Source organism: Sinorhizobium arboris LMG 14919 (genome assembly GCF_000427465.1).
Taxonomy (GTDB): Bacteria; Pseudomonadota; Alphaproteobacteria; order Rhizobiales; family Rhizobiaceae; genus Sinorhizobium; species Sinorhizobium arboris.
Genome location: NZ_ATYB01000014.1, coordinates 3,374,558 through 3,392,905 on the forward strand (window position 1 = coordinate 3,374,558; position 18,348 = coordinate 3,392,905).

The following is an 18,348-nucleotide window of genomic DNA, read 5'->3' on the forward strand; positions in this document are numbered from 1 at the left end:
ATGGGCAACCATTGTGGGGTGGCACAGACCAGGGGGTAGCGACTGTTTATCAAAAACACAGGGCTCTGCGAAGTCGCAAGACGACGTATAGGGTCTGACGCCTGCCCGGTGCTGGAAGGTTAAGAGGAGGGGTGCAAGCTCTGAATCGAAGCCCCAGTAAACGGCGGCCGTAACTATAACGGTCCTAAGGTAGCGAAATTCCTTGTCGGGTAAGTTCCGACCTGCACGAATGGCGTAACGACTTCCCCGCTGTCTCCAACATAGACTCAGTGAAATTGAATTCCCCGTGAAGATGCGGGGTTCCTGCGGTCAGACGGAAAGACCCCGTGCACCTTTACTATAGCTTTACACTGGCATTCGTGTCGGCATGTGTAGGATAGGTGGTAGGCTTTGAAGCGGGGACGCCAGTTCTCGTGGAGCCATCCTTGAAATACCACCCTTATCGTCATGGATGTCTAACCGCGGTCCGTCATCCGGATCCGGGACAGTGTATGGTGGGTAGTTTGACTGGGGCGGTCGCCTCCGAAAGAGTAACGGAGGCGCGCGATGGTGGGCTCAGAGCGGTCGGAAATCGCTCGTCGAGTGCAATGGCATAAGCCCGCCTGACTGCGAGACTGACAAGTCGAGCAGAGACGAAAGTCGGTCATAGTGATCCGGTGGTCCCGCGTGGAAGGGCCATCGCTCAACGGATAAAAGGTACGCCGGGGATAACAGGCTGATGACCCCCAAGAGTCCATATCGACGGGGTTGTTTGGCACCTCGATGTCGGCTCATCGCATCCTGGGGCTGGAGCAGGTCCCAAGGGTTTGGCTGTTCGCCAATTAAAGCGGTACGTGAGCTGGGTTCAGAACGTCGTGAGACAGTTCGGTCCCTATCTGCCGTGGGTGTAGGAATATTGACAGGATCTGTCCCTAGTACGAGAGGACCGGGATGGACATATCTCTGGTGGACCTGTTGTCCTGCCAAGGGCATAGCAGGGTAGCTATATATGGAAGGGATAACCGCTGAAGGCATCTAAGCGGGAAACCCACCTGAAAACGAGTATTCCCTTGAGAACCGTGGAAGACGACCACGTTGATAGGCCGGGTGTGGAAGTGCGGCAACGCATGAAGCTTACCGGTACTAATCGTTCGATCGGCTTGATCGTTCCCATTGCTCATGCTCATCGATGATGAGCATCGAAATTCTTTGTCCTCACGCTGTCGCGATCGGAAGATCGCTTCGCTGCGGACGGCCTTTGGCCTTGCGGAGCAAAAGCTCCGACAAGTGCCCGAAGCACCGTTAAAGACGTGTTCGAAACAAAAGAAGTGAAAACTTCACCAGCTTCTCGATGACAGTTTGCTCCGCAAGGAGCAACGCTTGCGCTTTGCCGACCTGGTGGTTCTGGCGGGGTGGCTGCACCCGTTCCCATTCCGAACACGGCCGTGAAACGCCCCAGCGCCGATGGTACTTCGTCTTAAGACGCGGGAGAGTAGGTCGCTGCCAGGTCTGCAAAACGCAAGAAAATACATCTTCTCTCATAAACAAGGCCTGGCCGATACAAACAAGATTTTGCTTCGCAAAACTCGGACCGGACGACGAGATCTTGCAAAACTCGGATCGAGATTTTGCAAAACTCGCGAGATTTTGCTTCGCAAAACTCGGATAACGCGGGGTGGAGCAGCCCGGTAGCTCGTCAGGCTCATAACCTGAAGGCCGCAGGTTCAAATCCTGCCCCCGCAACCAAAAACAATCAAAGGCCCGCATCAGCGGGCCTTTCGGCGTTCTGGGGACATCGACGCCAGAGCGCGTCCTCGACCAGCCCCGCTTCATTCTCCCCTATCTGGTGGTTTCCGTCCGGCTTGCCGCAAAATAGAGATTGGCGCACTTCAGCAATTCAAATGAAACATCGAAACGGTCCACGGTGTGGAGCACGGTCGGTTCCGCCGCTATCGATGACGGTTCCGCCAGTCGTACGCGCCATGTTCGCTCTCAGGCGGGAGTGACGATTCAGCTGAACTCCAGACCCATTCGGGCGAGATCATCCCAGAGGCTTTCGGCAAAGCTGCGCAGCACGATGATCTCGAAGGCATCGGGACCGACGCGGGTAATGTGGACTGCGATATGGCCGATCAGCGTCGCCGCGGATTGTCCGATCGGGAAAGCGGACGGGTCCAGGTCGAGTGCCGTGCCCTTGGAGAGCGCGCGCTGCGCCATCTTTCCCTCGATCCGAATGCGCACGCGTCCGTGGCTCTGGTCAACGCCGGTGGCGCGCGGTTCGAGAGCGGCAAAGAGGCTCTTCATGTCCTGATGCGGCGTGGGATCGTCGCGAATGATGAACCACTGGTCGGGCGAAACCGGGCGCAAAGCGTGCGGGGCGGCGCCGGCGAGGCTGCCGAGGAAGGACACGACCCCCTCTTGTCCCGGCCGGGCGAGAACATGGACGATCGTGCCCTCCGGCAGGGGTGAGAGCCTGAAATCGGCGGCAACGACCGCCTGCCTGCTGGCAAGCGCCGGGCGAAGGGTTGGACGGAATTCAGACATGGAGCCTCTCGTTCTGAGGGTCGAAGAAAACCGGGTTGCAGAGACGCGCAGGCGTGGTTTCTCGGTGAAGCCCGTTCCAGACCAACACCTCTTCGCCGTGGCGGCTGCGTCCGTTCCTGACGAGCGCCAGGGCAACGGTCGACCCGATATGCGGGGAATAGGCGCTCGAAGTGACATAGCCGTCGTCGTTTTCAAGCGTTGCCGCGGCCCCCTTGGCGAGAATGTGCGAGCCGCTGCGGAACGACTGCTTCGGATCGAGAGGAACGACGCCCACCAGCTGCGGCCGGTCGGACGCAGCCAACCCCTCACGCTGAAGCATGGTCCTGCCGACAAAATCCGGTTTGCCGGCCGAAACCATTTTCCCGAAGCCCAGATCGGCCGGCACGACGGTACCGTTGATCTCGTTGTGCGTGACATGGCCCTTCTCGATGCGCAGAACGCTGAGCGCCTCGACGCCGTAGGGCATGATGCCGTGATCCTTCCCCGCCTCCAGGAGCGCATCGGCGGCGCTTTCGCCGTAGCCTGCCGGAACCGCAAGTTCGTAGGCGAGCTCGCCGGAGAAGGAAATCCGAAAAAGGCAGCCATGCAGGGCGCCTGCGAACAGGGAAACCTCCCTTGCCGCGAGAAACGGGAACGCCGCGTCGGATATATCCTCATCGACGATCTTCTGCAGAATCATGCGCGCTTTCGGACCGGCAATCGCCATCTGCGCCCACTGGTCGGTAATGGAGGCGAGACGCACGTCCAGTTCCGGCCACAGTACCTGAGCACAGAATTCGAGGTGGCTCATGACGCCGGCTGCATAAGCGGTGGTCGTCGTCATGAAAAAACGGTTCTCCTGAAGGCGACTGGTCGTGCCGTCGTCGTAGATGAAACCGTCCTCGCGCAGCATAAGCCCGTAACGCGCCTTTCCGACCGGCAGCTTCAGGAAGGCGTTGCAGTATACGCGATTCAGGAACTCGGCGGCGTCGCTTCCTGTTATCTCGATCTTGCCGAGCATCGAGACGTCGCAGAGCCCGGCATTTTTCCGCACGTTCAGAACCTCCCGTTCGACGCTCTCCCGCCAGGTCCGTTCACCGTTCCGCGGAAACCAGGAGGAACGATACCAGAGACCCGTCTCAACGAAGACGGCACCATGCTTCTTTGCCCAACCATGGAGCGGCGACTGGCGGACCGGCTGGAAATGACGGGCCGCGTGTGGGCCGGTTAGCGCACCGAAGGATACCGGTGTGTAGAACGGACGAAAGGTCGTCGTCCCGACCTCGGCGGGCGAGACGCCGCGTGCCTTGGCAATGAGCCCGATCGCATTGACGTTGGAAAGCTTGCCCTGGTCGGTGGCCATGCCGGTGGTGGTGTAGCGCTTGGCAAGCTCGACATGACTGTAGCCTTCGCGGACCGCCAGGCCGATATCGCTGAGATGCACGTCGTTCTGGAAATCCACGAAGGCCTTGCCCTTGATCCCGGGGATCGACCAAAGCGGGGCAGGGGAATGCATCCCTTCGTCGCCCTCGACCTTCACAAGGGCGACCGGAGGGCAGGGCAGACCGAGCTCCTTGACGATGGCTTCGGCCCGGGCGGCGCCTTCGCCGAGGCAGGCAGCGAGGCCCGCCGTCGCTGCTGCACCGCCGGCAGCCTCGAGCCCTTTCAAGCTCCCGGGCGCGAGAAATGCCGCCTTTTCCGCAGACCAGACGGGCTTGGCACCCCGATGGCAGGCAAGATGGATCACCGGGTCGAAGCCGCCCGTCATGGCGAGCGCATCGACCGCGATCGTTTCCGTCCGGCCGCCGTGATGGACTTGGATCGCCGAGATCGCCTTGCCGCCCTTGGTACCGCAAACCGCCGCTTCCCGGATCAGACGCGCTCTGCCACGATAGTCCACGCCGGAAGCAGGGCGGCTGTCGACGATGGCGACGACGTCGACCCCCGCGGCTTCGAGGTCATGCGCGAGCGCATAACCGGTGTCGTTGTTGGTGAAGATGGCGGTCGCCCTGCCCGGAGCCACGCCGTAACGATTGAGATAGGCGCGCATCGCACCTGCCATCATCACGCCCGGACGATCGTTGCCGCCGAAGACGAGCGGGCGCTCTTCCGCGCCGGTCGCAAGCAGGGCTTTCCCGGCGACGATCCGCCACAGCCGCTCGACCGGCAGATGGCTCGCGGGCTCCCGCACATGCTTCTGCACGCGCTCGACGGCGCCGAAGACGTTGCCGTCGTACCAGCCGAACGCCGTGGTCCGCATCATGACCTGAACATTCGGCATCGACCGGAGTTCGTCGCTTGTGTCGCGGGCGAAATCAGCCGCCGCCCTGTCGTCGATCCTTGCCGTATCGAACAGGAGCGATCCGCCAGGCAGCGAGCCCTCGTCGACGAGAATGACTCGCGCACCGGCGCGACCGGCGGTGAGCGCCGCGGCAAGCCCCGTCGGACCGGCGCCGATGACGAGCAGGTCGCAATGGGCCCAGCACTTCTCATAGGCATCGGGGTCCGCTTCATAGCTCGCCCTGCCAAGACCCGCGGCCTTGCGGATGAACGGCTCGTAGAGTTTCTCCCAGAGCGGCGCCGGCCACATGAAAGTCTTGTAGTAGAAACCGGCGCCGAGAAAGGGCGACAGGATGCCGTTCAGCGCAGCGATATCGAAATCGAGCGAGGGCCAGTGGTTCTGGCTCTGCGCCTCGAGACCTTCATAGAGCTCCTGCATCGTGGCGCGTGTGTTCGGCTCGGTGCGGCCGCCGCGGCCCACGGTGACCAGCGCGTTCGGTTCGGCGGCGCCTGCCGTCAAGATCCCGCGGGGCCGGTGATATTTGAAGCTGCGGCCGACGAGCATCCGCCCATTGGCGAGCAATGCCGAGGCGAGCGTGTCACCTTGCAGGCCCTGCATGCAGCGACCGTCGAAGGTAAAGGAGAGCGGGGCATTGCGGTCGACTAGACCGCGTTTCGGCAATCGGTAGGAGCTCATTTGCGCGCCTCCGATCGAGAGCTGCCGGCCGCATCTCGGCATGCTGCAATCTCATGCGTCACGGTGTCCCGGGCAACGACGAGCCAGCGGCGGCACCCGGACGTGTGGTGCCAGTACTCCTCACAGGTGCCGCGCGGATTGTCACGCAGGTAGACGTAATCGAACCAATCGGCGGCATCCGCGTCAGCCGCCGGACGCGACAGAGCTGCGCCCCTGATCGTGAATTCTTCCTTGGGTCTTCGCCCGCAATTCGGGCAGGGCACGAGACTTGCCATTTCGAATGTCCTTGGTCCGCGAGATCAGTGGAGGTTAGGCTGAGCGCCTTGCCCTTTTTCGTCGAGGAGGAAGCCGCGCTCGAAACGGTCGAGACGAAAAGCTGCGGCGGTCTTTTGCGGCGCGTCCCGGGCGAGGAGATGTGCGAAGCAGAATCCTGAGGCAGGGGTGGCCTTGAAACCTCCATAGCACCAGCCGGCATTCAGATAGAGATTGTCTATCGCCGTCCGGTCGATGATCGGCGAGCCGTCCATGCTCATATCCATGATGCCGCCCCACGAACGCAGAACGCGCACCCGCGACAATGCCGGGATCATCGCCTTGCCGGCTTCCGCCACGTGTTCGACGGTCGCGAGGTTGCCGCGCTGGGCATAGGAATTGTAGCCGTCGAGATCGCCACCGAAGACCAGGCCGCCCTTGTCCGATTGCGAAACGTAGAAGTGCCCGGCTCCGAACGTCACCACGCCGTCGATGAACGGCTTCAGGCCTTCCGACACGAATGCCTGAAGCACGTGGCTCTCGATCGGCAGGCGCAATCCGGCCATTTCGGCGACTTGCGAGGAATTGCCGGCCGCCGCCAGCGCCAGCTTCCCGCAGCCGATGAAGCCGCGGCCCGTCTCGACGCCGATGACCCGCCCGCTTTCCCGCCTGATCCCGGTCACTTCGCAGTTCTGGATGATGTCGACCCCGCGGCTGTCGGCGCCGCGGGCATAGCCCCACGCGACGGCATCGTGACGCACGGTGCCGCCGCGGCGCTGCAAGAGTCCGCCCTGGATTGGGAAACGGGCATTGTCGAAATCGAGGAAGGGCAGCATCTTGCGCACGGCCGCGCGATCGAGGAGTTCTGCGTCCACTCCGTGCAGCCGCATCGCATTGCCGCGCCGCGTGTAGGCATCGCGCTGGGCATCGGAATGGTAGAGGTTGAGAACGCCGCGTTGCGAGACCATGGCATTGAAGTTGAAATCCTGCTCCAGCCCCTCCCAGAGCTTCATGGAGAGCTCGTAGAACGGATTGTTGCCGGGGAGCAGGTAGTTCGAGCGGATGATGGTCGTGTTGCGGCCGACATTGCCCGAGCCGATATAGTTCTTTTCCAGCACCGCGACGTTGGTGATGCCGAATTCCTTTGCCAGATAGTAGGCCGTCGCGAGGCCATGGCCGCCGCCGCCGACGATGATCACGTCGTAATAGGGCTTCGGGTCGGGTTGGCGCCATGCCGGCGTCCAGCTCCGGTTGCCGCGCAGGCCGTTCAGGAGGATGGAAAGTGCAGAGTAGCGCATGGATGCCGCCCCATAAGTGATCCGGGGGGCAAGTTAACATCCGAAACCTCCAGAGAATTGCAAGCATAGGACATTTGCGTGTAACAATCGGTCATGGTGGCATCTTCCGACAGCAGGAACGTTCAGAGGATCGGCTTTTTGCTGGTGCGGAATTTTGCGCTGATGAGCTACGCATCGGCAACGGAGCCGCTGCGGGCGGCCAATCTCCTCGCCGGTCGACCGCTTTACGAGATCGTGCCGCTTGCACAGGGAGGAGGGGCCGTTACTTCATCGTCCGGCCTGTCGGTTGCCTGTGCGGATCTGGAGAGCGAAGGAGAAGCGTGCCATAGCGTTTTCGTTTGCGCGGGCGGAGAGCCCGCCGACTGGGCGGATACCTCTGCGTCGCACATGACGCTCCGGCGGCTGTCGCGCCTCGGTATTCGCATCGGCGGCATATCGAGCGGAGCCTTCGTGCTCGCCGCTGCGGGCCTGCTCGACAACCGCGACTTCACCATTCATTGGGAACACGCGCCTGCGCTGAAGGAAGCATTCTCCCATCTCAACCCGAGACATGCGCGCTTCGTGCTCGATGGCGGAATTGCCACCTGCGGCGGCGGGGTGGCGCCGCTCGACATGATGCATGCGATGATCGCCGAACGCCTGGGGACCGATTTTGCTCGCCGGGTCAGCGACTGGTATCTGCACACGGCCGTCGCCGAGCCGGCGGCACCGCAGCGCGGCTCGGCCGCAGAGCGGTTCGGCACCAATCATCCCGCCCTGCTTTCGGTTCTCGAGAAGATGGAAACGGCAATCGAACGGCCACTCGACCGGACCGCCATGGCGCGCCTGGCCGGGGTAAGCCCGCGGCACCTCGACCGGCTCTTCAGGGAGCATCGCGGTGTCGGCTTTCTCGACACCTACCGGGAGATCCGGCTGCGGCACGCCCGCCGGCTCCTGCAGCAGAGCCCGCTCTCCATCCCGGAGATCGCCTACGCCACCGGCTTTTCGAGCCCCGCACATTTTTCGAATGCGTTCAAACGCCTGTTTTCGGAGACACCGGGAAGCCTGCGCCGCCGCAGCGGCTCGTGAGCGGAAGCGTCTGAAATTGCCTAGTAAGAAAAAAATATTCTCCACAGTTGATGGTCCCGCGACTGCGTGCTAGCATCGTCCCATGCACGAATGGAGGGACTACGCGAATGTGCGGCATTGTTGGTTTGTTTCTGAAAGACAGCAGGCTTGAGCCGCAGCTTGGCCAGCTTCTTTCGGACATGTTGATCACCATGACGGACCGCGGCCCGGACTCGGCCGGCCTGGCCATCTATGGCTCGGCCACAGAGGGGAAGGCGAAGGTGACGATCCAGTCGGCAAAGCCCGATATCGACTTCGCAGACCTTGAAAGGGACCTCGCAGAAGCAGGCCTGCCGGCACGCGTCGCGGTCAAGAGCACCCATGCGGTCGTCGCGGTTGCGGCGGCCAGGCTCGCGGATGTTCGTTCCGTTCTCGCCGCCATTCGCCCGGATGTGCGCATCATGGGTGCCGGCGACAGCGTCGAGATCTACAAGGAGGTCGGCCTGCCCAAGGATGTGGTCGCGCGCTTCGACATACGCTCGATGAGCGGCTCGCACGGCATCGGCCATACCCGCATGGCCACGGAATCGGCTGTGACGACGCTTGGCGCGCACCCATTCTCCACCGGGTCGGATCAGTGCCTTGTGCACAACGGATCCTTGTCGAACCACAACAATCTGCGCCGGGAACTGATCCGTGAAGGCATCGCCTTCGAGACGCAGAACGATACGGAAGTCGCTGCGGCCTACCTGACAGCTGAAATGGCAAAGGGCAAGGATCTCGGGCAGGCCCTGACCGGTGCGCTCGACGACCTCGATGGTTTCTTTACCTTCGTCGTCGGGACCAAATCGGGGTTCGGCGTCGTGCGCGACCCGATTGCCTGCAAGCCGGCGGTCATGGCCGAGACGGACCGATATGTCGCATTCGGTTCCGAATACCGGGCGCTCGTCAACCTGCCGGATATCGAGAGCGCGCGCATCTGGGAGCCGGAGCCCGCGACCGTTTACTTCTGGGATCATCAGAAGGCCGCCTGACGGGTTTTCCCGCCCCTTTCCAAGGATTATTCAAGTATGCCTGTTATTGATCTCGCCACCACGCCGCTGCGTGAATTCAACAGCGCCCTGCATAATATTCAGAAGGGCTCGAACGACCTGTCCTACGAAGTCGCCAATCCTCGCGGCAGCCATGCGGTCGCCGTGGGGATAGACGGGCCCGTCATGGTCGATGTCAACGGTTCAGTCGGCTACTATTGCGCCGGCATGAATGACGGCGGAACGGTCACTGTTCATGGCTCGGCCGGCCCGGGTGTCGCGGAAAACATGATGTCCGGCAAGGTCGTCATCGAGGGCGATGCCAGCCAGTACGCGGGCGCGACCGGACGCGGCGGCCTGCTCGTGATCAAGGGCAACGCGGCGTCACGCTGCGGCATCTCGATGAAAGGCATCGATATTGTCGTTCACGGAAACATCGGCCACATGTCGGCTTTTATGGGCCAGTCCGGCCACCTCGTTGTGCTCGGCGATGCGGGCGATGCCTTGGGTGACAGTCTTTACGAAGCCAAGCTCTTCGTCCGGGGCGCCGTGAAGAGCCTCGGCGCCGATTGCATCGAGAAGGAGATGCGTCCGGAGCACCTGCAAAAGCTGGCCGAGCTCCTGGAAAAGGCTGATGCCAAGGGTGTCCGGCCGGAAGAGTTCAAGCGCTACGGATCGGCACGCAAGCTCTACAATTTCAACATCGACAACGCGGACGCGTATTAAGGCAGGGAACAGTATGAGCTATCACAACCCCTATACCCCGCCGCGCAAGTCCGCGACCTTTGACGATTATACGCTTGCGGAAATCCGCCGTGCGGCCGCGACCGGCATTTATGATATCAGAGGCGCGGGCACCAAGCGCAAGGTCCCGCACTTCGACGATCTGCTCTTTCTCGGCGCATCGATCTCGCGCTATCCGCTCGAAGGCTATCGTGAGAAATGCGACACCTCTGTCGTACTGGGCACGCGCTTCGCGAAGAAGCCGATCCATCTTAAGATTCCGATTACCATCGCCGGCATGAGCTTCGGAGCGCTCTCCGGCCCCGCCAAGGAAGCGCTCGGCCGCGGTGCGACGGCTTCCGGAACGTCGACCACCACCGGCGACGGCGGTATGACAGATGAGGAGCGCGGTCATTCTCAAACGCTTGTCTATCAGTACCTGCCGTCGCGTTACGGCATGAACCCGAAAGACCTTCGCCGGGCGGATGCGATCGAGGTCGTGGTCGGACAGGGGGCGAAGCCCGGTGGTGGCGGCATGCTGCTCGGTCAGAAGATCTCCGACAGGGTCGCCAACATGCGCAACCTTCCGAAGGGCATCGACCAGCGCTCGGCCTGCCGGCATCCCGATTGGACCGGGCCGGACGATCTCGAGATCAAGATTCTCGAATTGCGCGAGATCACCGACTGGGAAAAGCCGATCTACGTCAAGGTTGGGGGCGCCCGGCCCTATTACGACACGGCGCTCGCGGTGAAAGCCGGTGCGGATGTCGTCGTGCTCGACGGCATGCAGGGCGGGACGGCGGCGACGCAGGACGTCTTCATCGAGAATGTCGGCATGCCGACGCTTGCCTGCATTCGGCCTGCCGTGCAGGCGCTGCAGGAGCTCGGCATGCACCGCAAGGTTCAGCTCGTCGTGTCCGGGGGTATTCGCTCCGGTGCGGATGTCGCCAAGGCCCTGGCGCTTGGAGCCGATGCGGTGGCGATTGGTACCGCGGCGCTGGTCGCCATCGGTGACAATGACCCGCGCTGGGAGGAAGAATACCAGAAGCTCGGCACGACGGCCGGCGCCTATGACGACTGGCACGAGGGCAAGGACCCCGCCGGCATCACGACGCAGGACCCCGAACTGATGAAGCGCCTCGATCCGATCGCCGCCGGGCGGCGACTCGCCAACTATCTGAAAGTGATGACGCTCGAAGCCCAGACCATCGCCCGTGCCTGTGGCAAAAACCATCTGCACAATCTCGAGCCGGAGGATCTTTGCGCGCTGACGATGGAGGCTGCAGCCATGGCGCAGGTGCCGCTTGCGGGTACGAATTGGTACCCGGGCAAAGGCGCCTTTTGAATGAAAGGATGTCGGGCCGCACTTGAGAGGGTGCGGCCCATTTTTTTGAAATTGAGTGTCGGAAATCCAAAAGGGGAACAAAGTGACACTGGATCTCTCCACCTTCGCCCGCGAGAAGGGCGTCAGATATTTCATGATCAGCTACACCGATCTCTTCGGTGCGCAGCGCGCCAAACTGGTTCCCGCCGAAGCGATCGCCGAGATGCAGAAGGGCGGCGCGGGATTTGCAGGCTTTGCCACCTGGTTCGACCTCACGCCTGCTCATCCCGATCTCTTCGCTCTGCCGGACGCCTCCGCAGTCGTTCAGCTCCCCTGGAAAAAAGATGTTGCCTGGGTCGCCGCCGACTGCTTCATGGACGACAGGCCGGTCGAACAGGCGCCGCGCGTGGTGCTGAAGAAACTGATCGCCGAAGCGGCCCAGGAAGGACTTCGCGTCAAGACCGGCGTCGAGCCGGAATTCTTTCTGATCGATCCCGATGGCTCGAAGATTTCCGACACGTTCGATACGGGAGACAAGCCTTGCTATGACCAGCAGGCGATCATGCGCCGGTACGACGTGATCGCCGAGATCTGCGACTACATGCTCGAACTCGGCTGGAAACCCTACCAGAACGACCATGAGGACGCGAACGGCCAGTTCGAGATGAACTGGGAATATGACGACGCGCTCCGTACGGCCGACAAACATTCGTTCTTCAAGTTCATGGTGAAATCCGTCGCCGAGAAGCACGGTCTGCGCGCGACCTTCATGCCGAAGCCATTCAAGGGTCTGACGGGCAACGGCTGCCATTGCCATATCTCGGTCTGGGATCTGGAAGGCGAGGTGAATGCCTTTGCCGACAAAAGGGCCGAGTTCGGGCTTTCGACTGAGGGGCGCCACTTTCTCGGCGGTATCATGAAACATGCGAGCGCTCTCGCCGCGGTCACCAACCCGACGGTCAACTCCTACAAGCGCATCAACGCGCCGCGCACGGTTTCCGGTGCGACCTGGGCGCCGAATTCGGTGACCTGGACCGGCAACAACCGCACCCACATGGTACGCGTTCCCGGCCCCGGCCGCTTCGAGCTGCGCCTGCCCGACGGCGCCGTCAATCCCTATCTCCTGCAGGCGATCATCATTGCGGCCGGCCTTTCCGGCGTTCGCTCCAAGGCCGACCCCGGTCCTCACTACGACATAGATATGTACAGGGATGGTCACCAGGTGACCGACGCGCCGAAGCTTCCGCTCAACCTGCTCGATGCCCTGCGGGAATACAAAAAGGACGAGGAACTGCAGGAGGCTCTGGGACGGGAGTTCTCCGCCGCCTATCTGAAACTCAAGCAAGGCGAGTGGAACACCTATTGCGCGCAATTCACCGACTGGGAGCACCAAACCACGCTTGACGTGTAGACCGCCTGCCGCCTGCCTCGGCCACGCACTGGCCGTCATCTGCAAGTCGATGTCAGCCCTTCCGGGCCATGACCGTACGGATGCGCGCACGGCGGTAGGCGTCGGGGATCGACAGGGCCCAGACGAAAATGCCGCCTGCATGCCGCCCGACCAAGGAACGGTCCGGTGGCGCCGTCATGTAGGTGATCACCGAAAAGAATACGACGAAAAAGGCAAAGACCAGGCCCCGAGCCGCATCGCGCAGTGCGACATGGCCGGCCCCAGGCAACACCGTGGCCAGCATCAGCACCAGATAGGGATTGATCGGTTTGGCCATGGCGACCTCCTCAGCACTTTGAAACCAGGCGCTCCCGGTCCGAAGACCGCTGAATATGTCCTGGACATGCACTCGCCGACGGCAGCAGCGAATAGGCGCGCTCATCGTCCGCCAGCGAACCGCTCAGGGCCTCTGCTTCGGCGATCGTCCGGCGTATCACCTCGGGCGCAATGGCGGTGATTGAAAACTGCGCCTGCCGCAACAGCAGATGGGCGCCGCGTTGCCCTTGGGCCGCCTGGCGGACCAGCCGCACGCCGCGTGGAGTAATCGCGGCCTCCTTGAGCGTGGGATCGGCAAACAGCTTGACGAACATGGCAGCGGCGCGCTCGACCTGCCGGCGCGAAGCGTTGCCGTCGCCGCGCATCAGGAGGGCGGTCTCGCTGGGCGGCGGGATGAGCAGATACGGCATCTCGTGCACGAGCGAGTAGAATTCGGCGCCGGTCGGCCGCGCCAGCGCACCGATCTTGGGCCGGGCACAGGGGTTCGTTTCGAGCAGGGTGAGCTTCAGCCACAGTTGCGGCAAGCGTCGGCAGACCAGCGTGTCGGGGACGAGTTCGACCCTTATCTGCCGCCCATCGTCCAGCCTGCCGGCGAGGATCGGGAAATGATCTGCGCCGTAGGTGATGCGGGCGCCCGGAAGTTGCCGCGCCGCGTCGTCCAGAAGGCCGCGGCGCTCGGCAATAGCCGCCCGGTGGTCGCGGACGGCGCGAACGCCCATCCATACGCCGGAAGCTATTGCGAAGGCAGAGAAGGCAATTGTGGTGATCACAGGATCGGCCTGCCTTGGTCGCCGGCCTGCGCGGGAAGCGCTCCGGACAGTTTCAGAAGCAGCCGGAGCGCGCGATCCGAAACGGGCAGCGCGCTCCGACCGATCAATAGCCGTGTGGCTTCGGCCACGGCATCGTGAACTGATCGCCGCGGCGTACGAACCGGTAGCGCCGGAAGTGAAACCACAGCGAAGCCACGATGTAGAAGCATATCATCGCGCTGAGCTGCGTGCCGTAGCCCAGGAACACGGCGAAATAGGCTGTCGAGCACAGAATGAGCAGCACGACCGTCGGTAAAGGATGAAACGGGTGCACGTAGCCGCGCTTGATCTTGCCGAGCGGCCACTTGTTTCGGAACATCACCATGTTGAAGGTCATGAAGGTGTAGCCGAGCAGACCCGACAGAATCGAGAAGGTCACGACCTGGTCGAGCGGGGCGCCGAGCGCGAAGATGAGCGCGATCGGGACCAGGAATACGATCGCGCGATAGGGCGTGCGGTAGACCGGATGGACGGCACCGAACCAGCTTGGCAGATAACGGTCACGGCTCATCGAGAACCAGGCGCGCGACGCGTCGTTGATGCAGCCGTTGGCGGAGGCGAGGGTGGCGAATGCCGTGCCGACGAAGAGCAGGACCATCAGCCCGGTGCTGCCGGTGACGCGGGCGGCGTCGAACAAAGGCGTGCCGGCCTGGCCAAGATATTCCCACGGCATCAGGCCGGAGCAGATATACCAGGTCATGGTGGCCGCGATCAGCAGCGTCATGATGCCGGCCATCGTGCCGTAGGGAAGCGAGCGGGCAGGAGAGCGCACCTCCTCGGCCGCCTGGCAGGTACCCTCGATGCCGAGATAGTACCAGAGCCCGAAATGCAGCGATGCCACGATGCCCACCCAGCCATAGGGGAGCGGATCGGAGGTGATGGCCGAAAAATCGAGCGGCACCGCCGAGGCGCCGAACTGTACCGATACGAACAACGCCACGATCGCAAGGAATGCGATGGCGGTGATCACCAGGTTGAAGGTCAGGGTCGCGAGCACGCCGCGATAGTTGAGCCACGCCAGGAACATGATCGCGAGAACGATGAAGGGTTGCTGGTTGAGCCCGGTCTGGCCCTGCATTCCGGCCACGGTGTCGAGCAGGAAGCCGACGGTGATGGCGTTGGCGGCCTCGAGCATGGTATAGGCCATCACAAGGAAGAGGCCGACATTGAAGGCCATCAGCGGACCGACGATATGCTTGGCCTGAGCGTACTGACCGCCGGCCGCCGCGACCGTCGAAGTCACTTCCGAGTCGATCATGGCGACGCAGGTATAGAGCAGGCCGGCCACCCAGCAAGCCATCAGGCCGGCGATCATGCCGCCTTTGCCCACCGAGAAATTCCAGCCCATATATTCGCCGACGAGCACGATGCCGACGCCGAGTGCCCAGACATGCGCGGGCCCGAGCACCCTCAGCAGGCGCAGCCGGTCCGGCTCGGCTGCGGCGGATGTAGTATCGTCCATTTGCCGTCCTCCCCTCAGATCTCGTGGCGCTCTGCCGTCGCCTCGATCTCGCCTTCGCGAGAGGAGATCAGCAGTTCGTTGTCGTAAGTGGCGTCGATCCGAACGAGGTCGGCGATCATCAGCACGCCGAACAGCGCCGAAAGCGCCCAGGCCGCGTATTCGAGTATGTCCCACATGGCCGCCGCCTCCCTAGCGTCGTTTCGTGCCGAAGCGTTCTTCGATGACTTCGCGGTATTCCTTGTCGGAAAGCCGGACCACCATCACGAAGTAGCCGATGACGAGCACGGCCATGACGATGAGCGACGCCCAACTGAAGCTGTAGTCGAAGCGCGCCGTGATGATGTCGTTGGCGGCGGCCGGATCGGTGATGCCGAGCGCTGCCCACTGCTGCTGCTCGGTGGCGTTCTGGCCGAGCTTTTCCCAAGTCGGATCGGGGATCGGATCGGGCACCTTGGCGGCGCCCGCAAGGCCAAGATAGAGCGGTATATAGAGGGCTCCGATGGTCAGCACGAGCAACGTCATCACGTCGAAGATCTGGCCTGCAAAGCTCTGTTTCGGAGGTTCGTATGGCATGATACCTCCTAGCGGCTTTGCGGGCGCATCTCATCGAGATGCTTGAGATCGAGGCTGTAGATGAAGTGCTTGTCTTCTTCGTAATGGCGCAGCATGGCCACTATGGCGGCCGTATTGAAGAGCAGCACCAAGCCGCAGGCGACCGTCAGTATGACGGCAATGGCCGGCGTTGCGATGTAGGGCCAAACGGTAAACAGCGCGAAAATCAGAGTGCACCAAAGGGCCACGACGAAGGCCGTAAGGCAGACGCGGTCACGCCTGTGCATAGCATCGATACGCTGGCTGAAGCTCGCATCCTCGCCGAGCTTGCTGAGTGTCGCTTCCATTCGCTCACCTCCTCCTCCAGGTAAACTTTCCGTTCCTTGTAATTTCCGTCCAGGGATCCTTATTTTCTGCTTAGAAAAATTATTTGCCTAACAGGAATGTCAGGCAAAGCGAAACCACTGTCAAGTGACGCTGTCCCCGCCTATCCCGCATCCCACCGTGGTCGCGGTCACACCTGTTCATGCGCAACAAATCGCTGGAGCAGGCATAGGCTGCGACGGGAGTTGATCTTCTACTCAGGGCAGAATACTTCGTCGCCACGCGGGTATAGCGTTGTGGAAGACGCAGAAATATTTACTATCGGTAAAAACAAAGCGAGATTGGCATGGGCAGGGAAAACGCGGAAAAGCACCGGAACTCGAAGAAGAACGGCAAGGCGGCCGCAGGCGCCGGCGCGCGCAGGACGGCGGCGGAGTTGGCACGTGTCACGCCGCTGACCCAGGATCCGCATGCCATCCGCGACACGCGTGAAAAGGTGCTGGAGGTCGCGATCGGCCATGAGGTGCGTGCCTTCCGCAAGAAGCTCGGCATCACAGTAGCCGACGTCGCCTCCGCGACCGACATTTCGGTCGGCATGCTGTCGAAGATCGAGAACGGCAACACATCGCCGTCGCTCACGACTTTGCAGACGCTGTCCCGGGCGCTCGGCGTACCGATCACCGCCTTCTTCCGCCGCTTCGAGGAGGAGCACAGCGCCGTGTTCGTCAAAGCGGGGGAAGGCGTCGACGTCGAGCGGCGCGGCACCCGCGCCGGCCACCAATACAACCTCCTCGGCCATATCGGATCGAACACTTCCGGCGTCGTCGTCGAACCCTATCTCATCACGCTGACCGAAGACTCGGACGTCTTTCCGACGTTTCAGCACGATGGTCTGGAGTTCCTCTACATGCTGGAAGGCGAGGTGGTTTACCGGCATGGCAACAATCTTTACCGCATGACTCCGGGGGACAGTCTGTTCTTCGACGCCGACGCGCCGCACGGGCCGGAAGAACTGAGCACCCTGCCGATCCGGTACCTGTCGATCATCTCCTATCCGCGCGGCCGCGGAGAGGACTGAAGGCGCACTGCAGAGCATCGCTCCTGCCTCATCTCTTCTCACCCAGGCTCGACTTTCCGCGACGCTCCGAAAGTGAAAATTTGCCTACGAAGAAAGATTTTTTCCTGCGGATTGATTTCGTCGATCTGCTCTGGTAGCAATTTTCCGCGCCGACAACGGGGATGGGATCGACACCCATGCGCGCTTCCAATGGCGAGGGGAGAAATGAACATGCAGAATTTCGTTCTGACCGTGTCCTGCAAGTCAACGCGCGGCGTGGTTGCGGCGATATCGGGATATCTGGCCGAGCAGGGCTGCAATATCGCGGACAGCTCGCAATTCGACGATCTCGATACCGGCAGTTTCTTCATGCGCACCAGCTTCATCTCGGAGGAGCGGGTCGGTCTTGCGGCGCTCAAGGAGGGGTTGAAGCCGATTGCCTCGAAGTTCGAGATGGAGACGGCTCTCCACGAACAGTCCGAGCGCATGAAGGTGCTGCTGATGGTGTCGCGCTTCGGCCATTGCCTGAACGATCTTCTCTACCGCTGGAAGATCGGGGCGCTGCCGATCGACATCGTCGGCGTCGTCTCCAACCACTTCGACTATCAGAAGGTCGTGGTCAACCACGACATCCCCTTCCACTGCATCAAGGTGACGAAGGAGAACAAGCCCAAGGCCGAAGCGCAGCTCCTGGACGTCGTCGAGCAGACCGGCGCCGAGCTGATCGTGCTTGCCCGCTACATGCAGGTGCTCTCGGATGCGCTCTGCAAGAAGATGTCGGGGAAGATCATCAACATTCACCACTCCTTCCTGCCGTCGTTCAAGGGGGCGAATCCCTACAAGCAGGCCTATCAGCGCGGCGTGAAGCTGATCGGCGCGACGGCGCATTACGTCACCGCCGATCTCGACGAGGGTCCGATCATCGAGCAGGATATCGCCCGCATCACGCATGCGCAGTCGGCCGAGGATTACGTCTCGATCGGCCGCGACGTCGAAAGCCAGGTGCTGGCCCGGGCCGTGCACGCCCATATCCACCACCGCTGCTTCATCAACGGCAACCGCGTCGTCGTCTTCCCGCCGAGCCCGGGTTCCTACGCCTCGGAACGGATGGGCTGAGAACGATTCAGCTCGTCCGACCGGAGAGCGTCCGTTCCCCGACGCCGCCATTGCCGCCCATCGCGCCCATACGGCAACCGCACGAAATCATGCGAATCGCTGCCGCAGCGGGGCCACAAAAATAAATGGCCGGCTTGCTTCCCTGCGG

16 protein-coding genes, 1 tRNA gene, 2 rRNA genes and 1 pseudogene (1 of these 20 running past the window's edge) are annotated in these 18,348 nt (G+C 62.1%); 10 read left to right on the plus strand and 10 right to left on the minus strand.

Annotated features, from left to right (window positions below; genetic code table 11):
• From SINAR_RS0127435 to SINAR_RS0127445, 3 genes are all read left to right on the plus strand, one after another.
• A 23S ribosomal RNA gene (locus tag SINAR_RS0127435) occupies positions 1 to 1,147 on the plus strand; it begins 1,747 nt to the left of the window's first position.
• Between the two features lie 226 nt (positions 1,148 to 1,373).
• Positions 1,374 to 1,488, plus strand: a 5S ribosomal RNA gene (gene rrf, locus SINAR_RS0127440).
• A 160-nt stretch (positions 1,489 to 1,648) separates the two neighbouring features.
• Positions 1,649 to 1,725, plus strand: a tRNA-Met gene (locus tag SINAR_RS0127445).
• A 264-nt stretch (positions 1,726 to 1,989) separates the two neighbouring features.
• On the opposite strand, the gene soxG is transcribed toward SINAR_RS0127445, so the two are convergent.
• The 4 genes from soxG to SINAR_RS0127460 are packed head-to-tail and all read right to left on the minus strand — an operon-like array spanning position 1,990 to position 7,029.
• Positions 1,990 to 2,523 carry a sarcosine oxidase subunit gamma family protein gene (soxG, locus tag SINAR_RS0127450; protein WP_028002057.1) on the minus strand — a complete coding sequence of 178 codons (534 nt, stop codon included), beginning with the start codon at positions 2,521 to 2,523 and terminating at the stop codon, positions 1,990 to 1,992.
• On the minus strand, positions 2,516 to 5,479 hold the full coding sequence (locus SINAR_RS0127455) for a sarcosine oxidase subunit alpha family protein (protein ID WP_028002058.1): 2,964 nt from the start codon (positions 5,477 to 5,479) through the stop codon (positions 2,516 to 2,518). The genes soxG and SINAR_RS0127455 overlap by 8 nt, the downstream gene beginning before the upstream one ends.
• Positions 5,476 to 5,754, minus strand: a complete 279-nt coding sequence (locus tag SINAR_RS1000000135850; RefSeq protein ID WP_084617701.1) for a sarcosine oxidase subunit delta family protein — start codon at positions 5,752 to 5,754, stop codon at positions 5,476 to 5,478. Before SINAR_RS1000000135850 ends, SINAR_RS0127455 begins: the two co-directional genes overlap by 4 nt.
• 24 nt (positions 5,755 to 5,778) lie before the next feature.
• On the minus strand, positions 5,779 to 7,029 hold the full coding sequence (locus tag SINAR_RS0127460; protein WP_028002059.1) for a sarcosine oxidase subunit beta family protein: 1,251 nt from the start codon (positions 7,027 to 7,029) through the stop codon (positions 5,779 to 5,781).
• Positions 7,030 to 7,122: 93 nt separating this feature from the next.
• Here SINAR_RS0127460 and SINAR_RS0127465 point away from each other — a divergent pair, with 93 nt between their 5' ends.
• The 5 genes from SINAR_RS0127465 (at position 7,123) to glnT (ending at position 12,565) form a co-directional block, all read left to right on the plus strand.
• Positions 7,123 to 8,097: a GlxA family transcriptional regulator gene (locus SINAR_RS0127465; RefSeq protein ID WP_028002060.1), complete on the plus strand. Its 975-nt coding sequence runs from the start codon at positions 7,123 to 7,125 to the stop codon at positions 8,095 to 8,097.
• A 107-nt stretch (positions 8,098 to 8,204) separates the two neighbouring features.
• Positions 8,205 to 9,110 (plus strand): class II glutamine amidotransferase, encoded by a 906-nt coding sequence (locus SINAR_RS0127470; RefSeq protein ID WP_028002061.1) that lies wholly within the window; start codon positions 8,205 to 8,207, stop codon positions 9,108 to 9,110.
• A 36-nt stretch (positions 9,111 to 9,146) separates the two neighbouring features.
• A complete protein-coding gene (locus SINAR_RS0127475; RefSeq protein WP_028002062.1) occupies positions 9,147 to 9,833 on the plus strand; it encodes a GltB/FmdC/FwdC-like GXGXG domain-containing protein in 687 nt (228 codons plus the stop codon).
• Positions 9,834 to 9,846: 13 nt separating this feature from the next.
• Positions 9,847 to 11,175, plus strand: coding sequence for an FMN-binding glutamate synthase family protein (locus tag SINAR_RS0127480; protein ID WP_028002063.1), 1,329 nt, complete (start codon positions 9,847 to 9,849; stop codon positions 11,173 to 11,175).
• Between the two features lie 82 nt (positions 11,176 to 11,257).
• Positions 11,258 to 12,565 (plus strand): type III glutamate--ammonia ligase, encoded by a 1,308-nt coding sequence (gene glnT / locus SINAR_RS0127485; RefSeq protein ID WP_028002064.1) that lies wholly within the window; start codon positions 11,258 to 11,260, stop codon positions 12,563 to 12,565.
• A 52-nt stretch (positions 12,566 to 12,617) separates the two neighbouring features.
• Here glnT and SINAR_RS0127490 read toward each other — a convergent pair whose 3' ends face one another.
• From SINAR_RS0127490 to SINAR_RS0127520, 6 genes and pseudogenes are all read right to left on the minus strand, one after another.
• Entirely contained in the window at positions 12,618 to 12,881 is a 264-nt protein-coding gene (locus tag SINAR_RS0127490; protein WP_028002332.1) for a hypothetical protein, read from the minus strand.
• Positions 12,882 to 12,908: 27 nt separating this feature from the next.
• Positions 12,909 to 13,650 (minus strand): annotated as a pseudogene (locus SINAR_RS01000000133945) (hypothetical protein); the annotation flags it as partial.
• A 103-nt stretch (positions 13,651 to 13,753) separates the two neighbouring features.
• Complete coding sequence (locus SINAR_RS0127505; protein ID WP_028002065.1) at positions 13,754 to 15,151, minus strand: APC family permease; 1,398 nt, start codon at positions 15,149 to 15,151, stop codon at positions 13,754 to 13,756.
• A gap of 14 nt (positions 15,152 to 15,165) precedes the next feature.
• Positions 15,166 to 15,327: a hypothetical protein gene (locus SINAR_RS1000000135855; protein ID WP_028002066.1), complete on the minus strand. Its 162-nt coding sequence runs from the start codon at positions 15,325 to 15,327 to the stop codon at positions 15,166 to 15,168.
• A gap of 13 nt (positions 15,328 to 15,340) precedes the next feature.
• A complete protein-coding gene (locus SINAR_RS0127515; protein ID WP_028002067.1) occupies positions 15,341 to 15,724 on the minus strand; it encodes a hypothetical protein in 384 nt (127 codons plus the stop codon).
• A gap of 8 nt (positions 15,725 to 15,732) precedes the next feature.
• The gene (locus SINAR_RS0127520; protein ID WP_028002068.1) at positions 15,733 to 16,050 is read right to left on the minus strand and encodes a membrane protein; all 318 of its coding nucleotides are present in this window, start codon (positions 16,048 to 16,050) and stop codon (positions 15,733 to 15,735) included.
• Positions 16,051 to 16,373: 323 nt separating this feature from the next.
• On the opposite strand from SINAR_RS0127520, the gene SINAR_RS0127525 reads away from it, so the two are divergent.
• Positions 16,374 to 17,105 (plus strand): helix-turn-helix domain-containing protein, encoded by a 732-nt coding sequence (locus SINAR_RS0127525; protein WP_028002069.1) that lies wholly within the window; start codon positions 16,374 to 16,376, stop codon positions 17,103 to 17,105.
• A gap of 210 nt (positions 17,106 to 17,315) precedes the next feature.
• Positions 17,316 to 18,200 (plus strand): formyltetrahydrofolate deformylase, encoded by an 885-nt coding sequence (gene purU / locus SINAR_RS0127530; protein ID WP_028002070.1) that lies wholly within the window; start codon positions 17,316 to 17,318, stop codon positions 18,198 to 18,200.
• Positions 18,201 to 18,348 lie beyond the last annotated feature (148 nt).

What these genes read in the sequence shown, in the direction of transcription:
- soxG (WP_028002057.1), bottom strand. Translation starts at nt 2,523, where the DNA reads ATGTCTGAATTCCGTCCAACCCTTCGCCCGGCGCTTGCCAGCAGGCAG.
- SINAR_RS0127460 (WP_028002059.1), bottom strand. Translation starts at nt 7,029, where the DNA reads ATGCGCTACTCTGCACTTTCCATCCTCCTGAACGGCCTGCGCGGCAAC.
- SINAR_RS0127520 (WP_028002068.1), bottom strand. Translation starts at nt 16,050, where the DNA reads ATGGAAGCGACACTCAGCAAGCTCGGCGAGGATGCGAGCTTCAGCCAG.
- SINAR_RS0127505 (WP_028002065.1), bottom strand. Translation starts at nt 15,151, where the DNA reads ATGGACGATACTACATCCGCCGCAGCCGAGCCGGACCGGCTGCGCCTG.
- SINAR_RS0127470 (WP_028002061.1), top strand. Translation starts at nt 8,205, where the DNA reads ATGTGCGGCATTGTTGGTTTGTTTCTGAAAGACAGCAGGCTTGAGCCG.
- SINAR_RS0127475 (WP_028002062.1), top strand. Translation starts at nt 9,147, where the DNA reads ATGCCTGTTATTGATCTCGCCACCACGCCGCTGCGTGAATTCAACAGC.
- SINAR_RS0127515 (WP_028002067.1), bottom strand. Translation starts at nt 15,724, where the DNA reads ATGCCATACGAACCTCCGAAACAGAGCTTTGCAGGCCAGATCTTCGAC.
- SINAR_RS0127525 (WP_028002069.1), top strand. Translation starts at nt 16,374, where the DNA reads ATGGGCAGGGAAAACGCGGAAAAGCACCGGAACTCGAAGAAGAACGGC.
- SINAR_RS0127465 (WP_028002060.1), top strand. Translation starts at nt 7,123, where the DNA reads ATGGTGGCATCTTCCGACAGCAGGAACGTTCAGAGGATCGGCTTTTTG.
- SINAR_RS1000000135855 (WP_028002066.1), bottom strand. Translation starts at nt 15,327, where the DNA reads ATGTGGGACATACTCGAATACGCGGCCTGGGCGCTTTCGGCGCTGTTC.
- purU (WP_028002070.1), top strand. Translation starts at nt 17,316, where the DNA reads ATGCAGAATTTCGTTCTGACCGTGTCCTGCAAGTCAACGCGCGGCGTG.
- SINAR_RS1000000135850 (WP_084617701.1), bottom strand. Translation starts at nt 5,754, where the DNA reads ATGGCAAGTCTCGTGCCCTGCCCGAATTGCGGGCGAAGACCCAAGGAA.
- SINAR_RS0127490 (WP_028002332.1), bottom strand. Translation starts at nt 12,881, where the DNA reads ATGGCCAAACCGATCAATCCCTATCTGGTGCTGATGCTGGCCACGGTG.
- SINAR_RS0127455 (WP_028002058.1), bottom strand. Translation starts at nt 5,479, where the DNA reads ATGAGCTCCTACCGATTGCCGAAACGCGGTCTAGTCGACCGCAATGCC.
- SINAR_RS0127480 (WP_028002063.1), top strand. Translation starts at nt 9,847, where the DNA reads ATGAGCTATCACAACCCCTATACCCCGCCGCGCAAGTCCGCGACCTTT.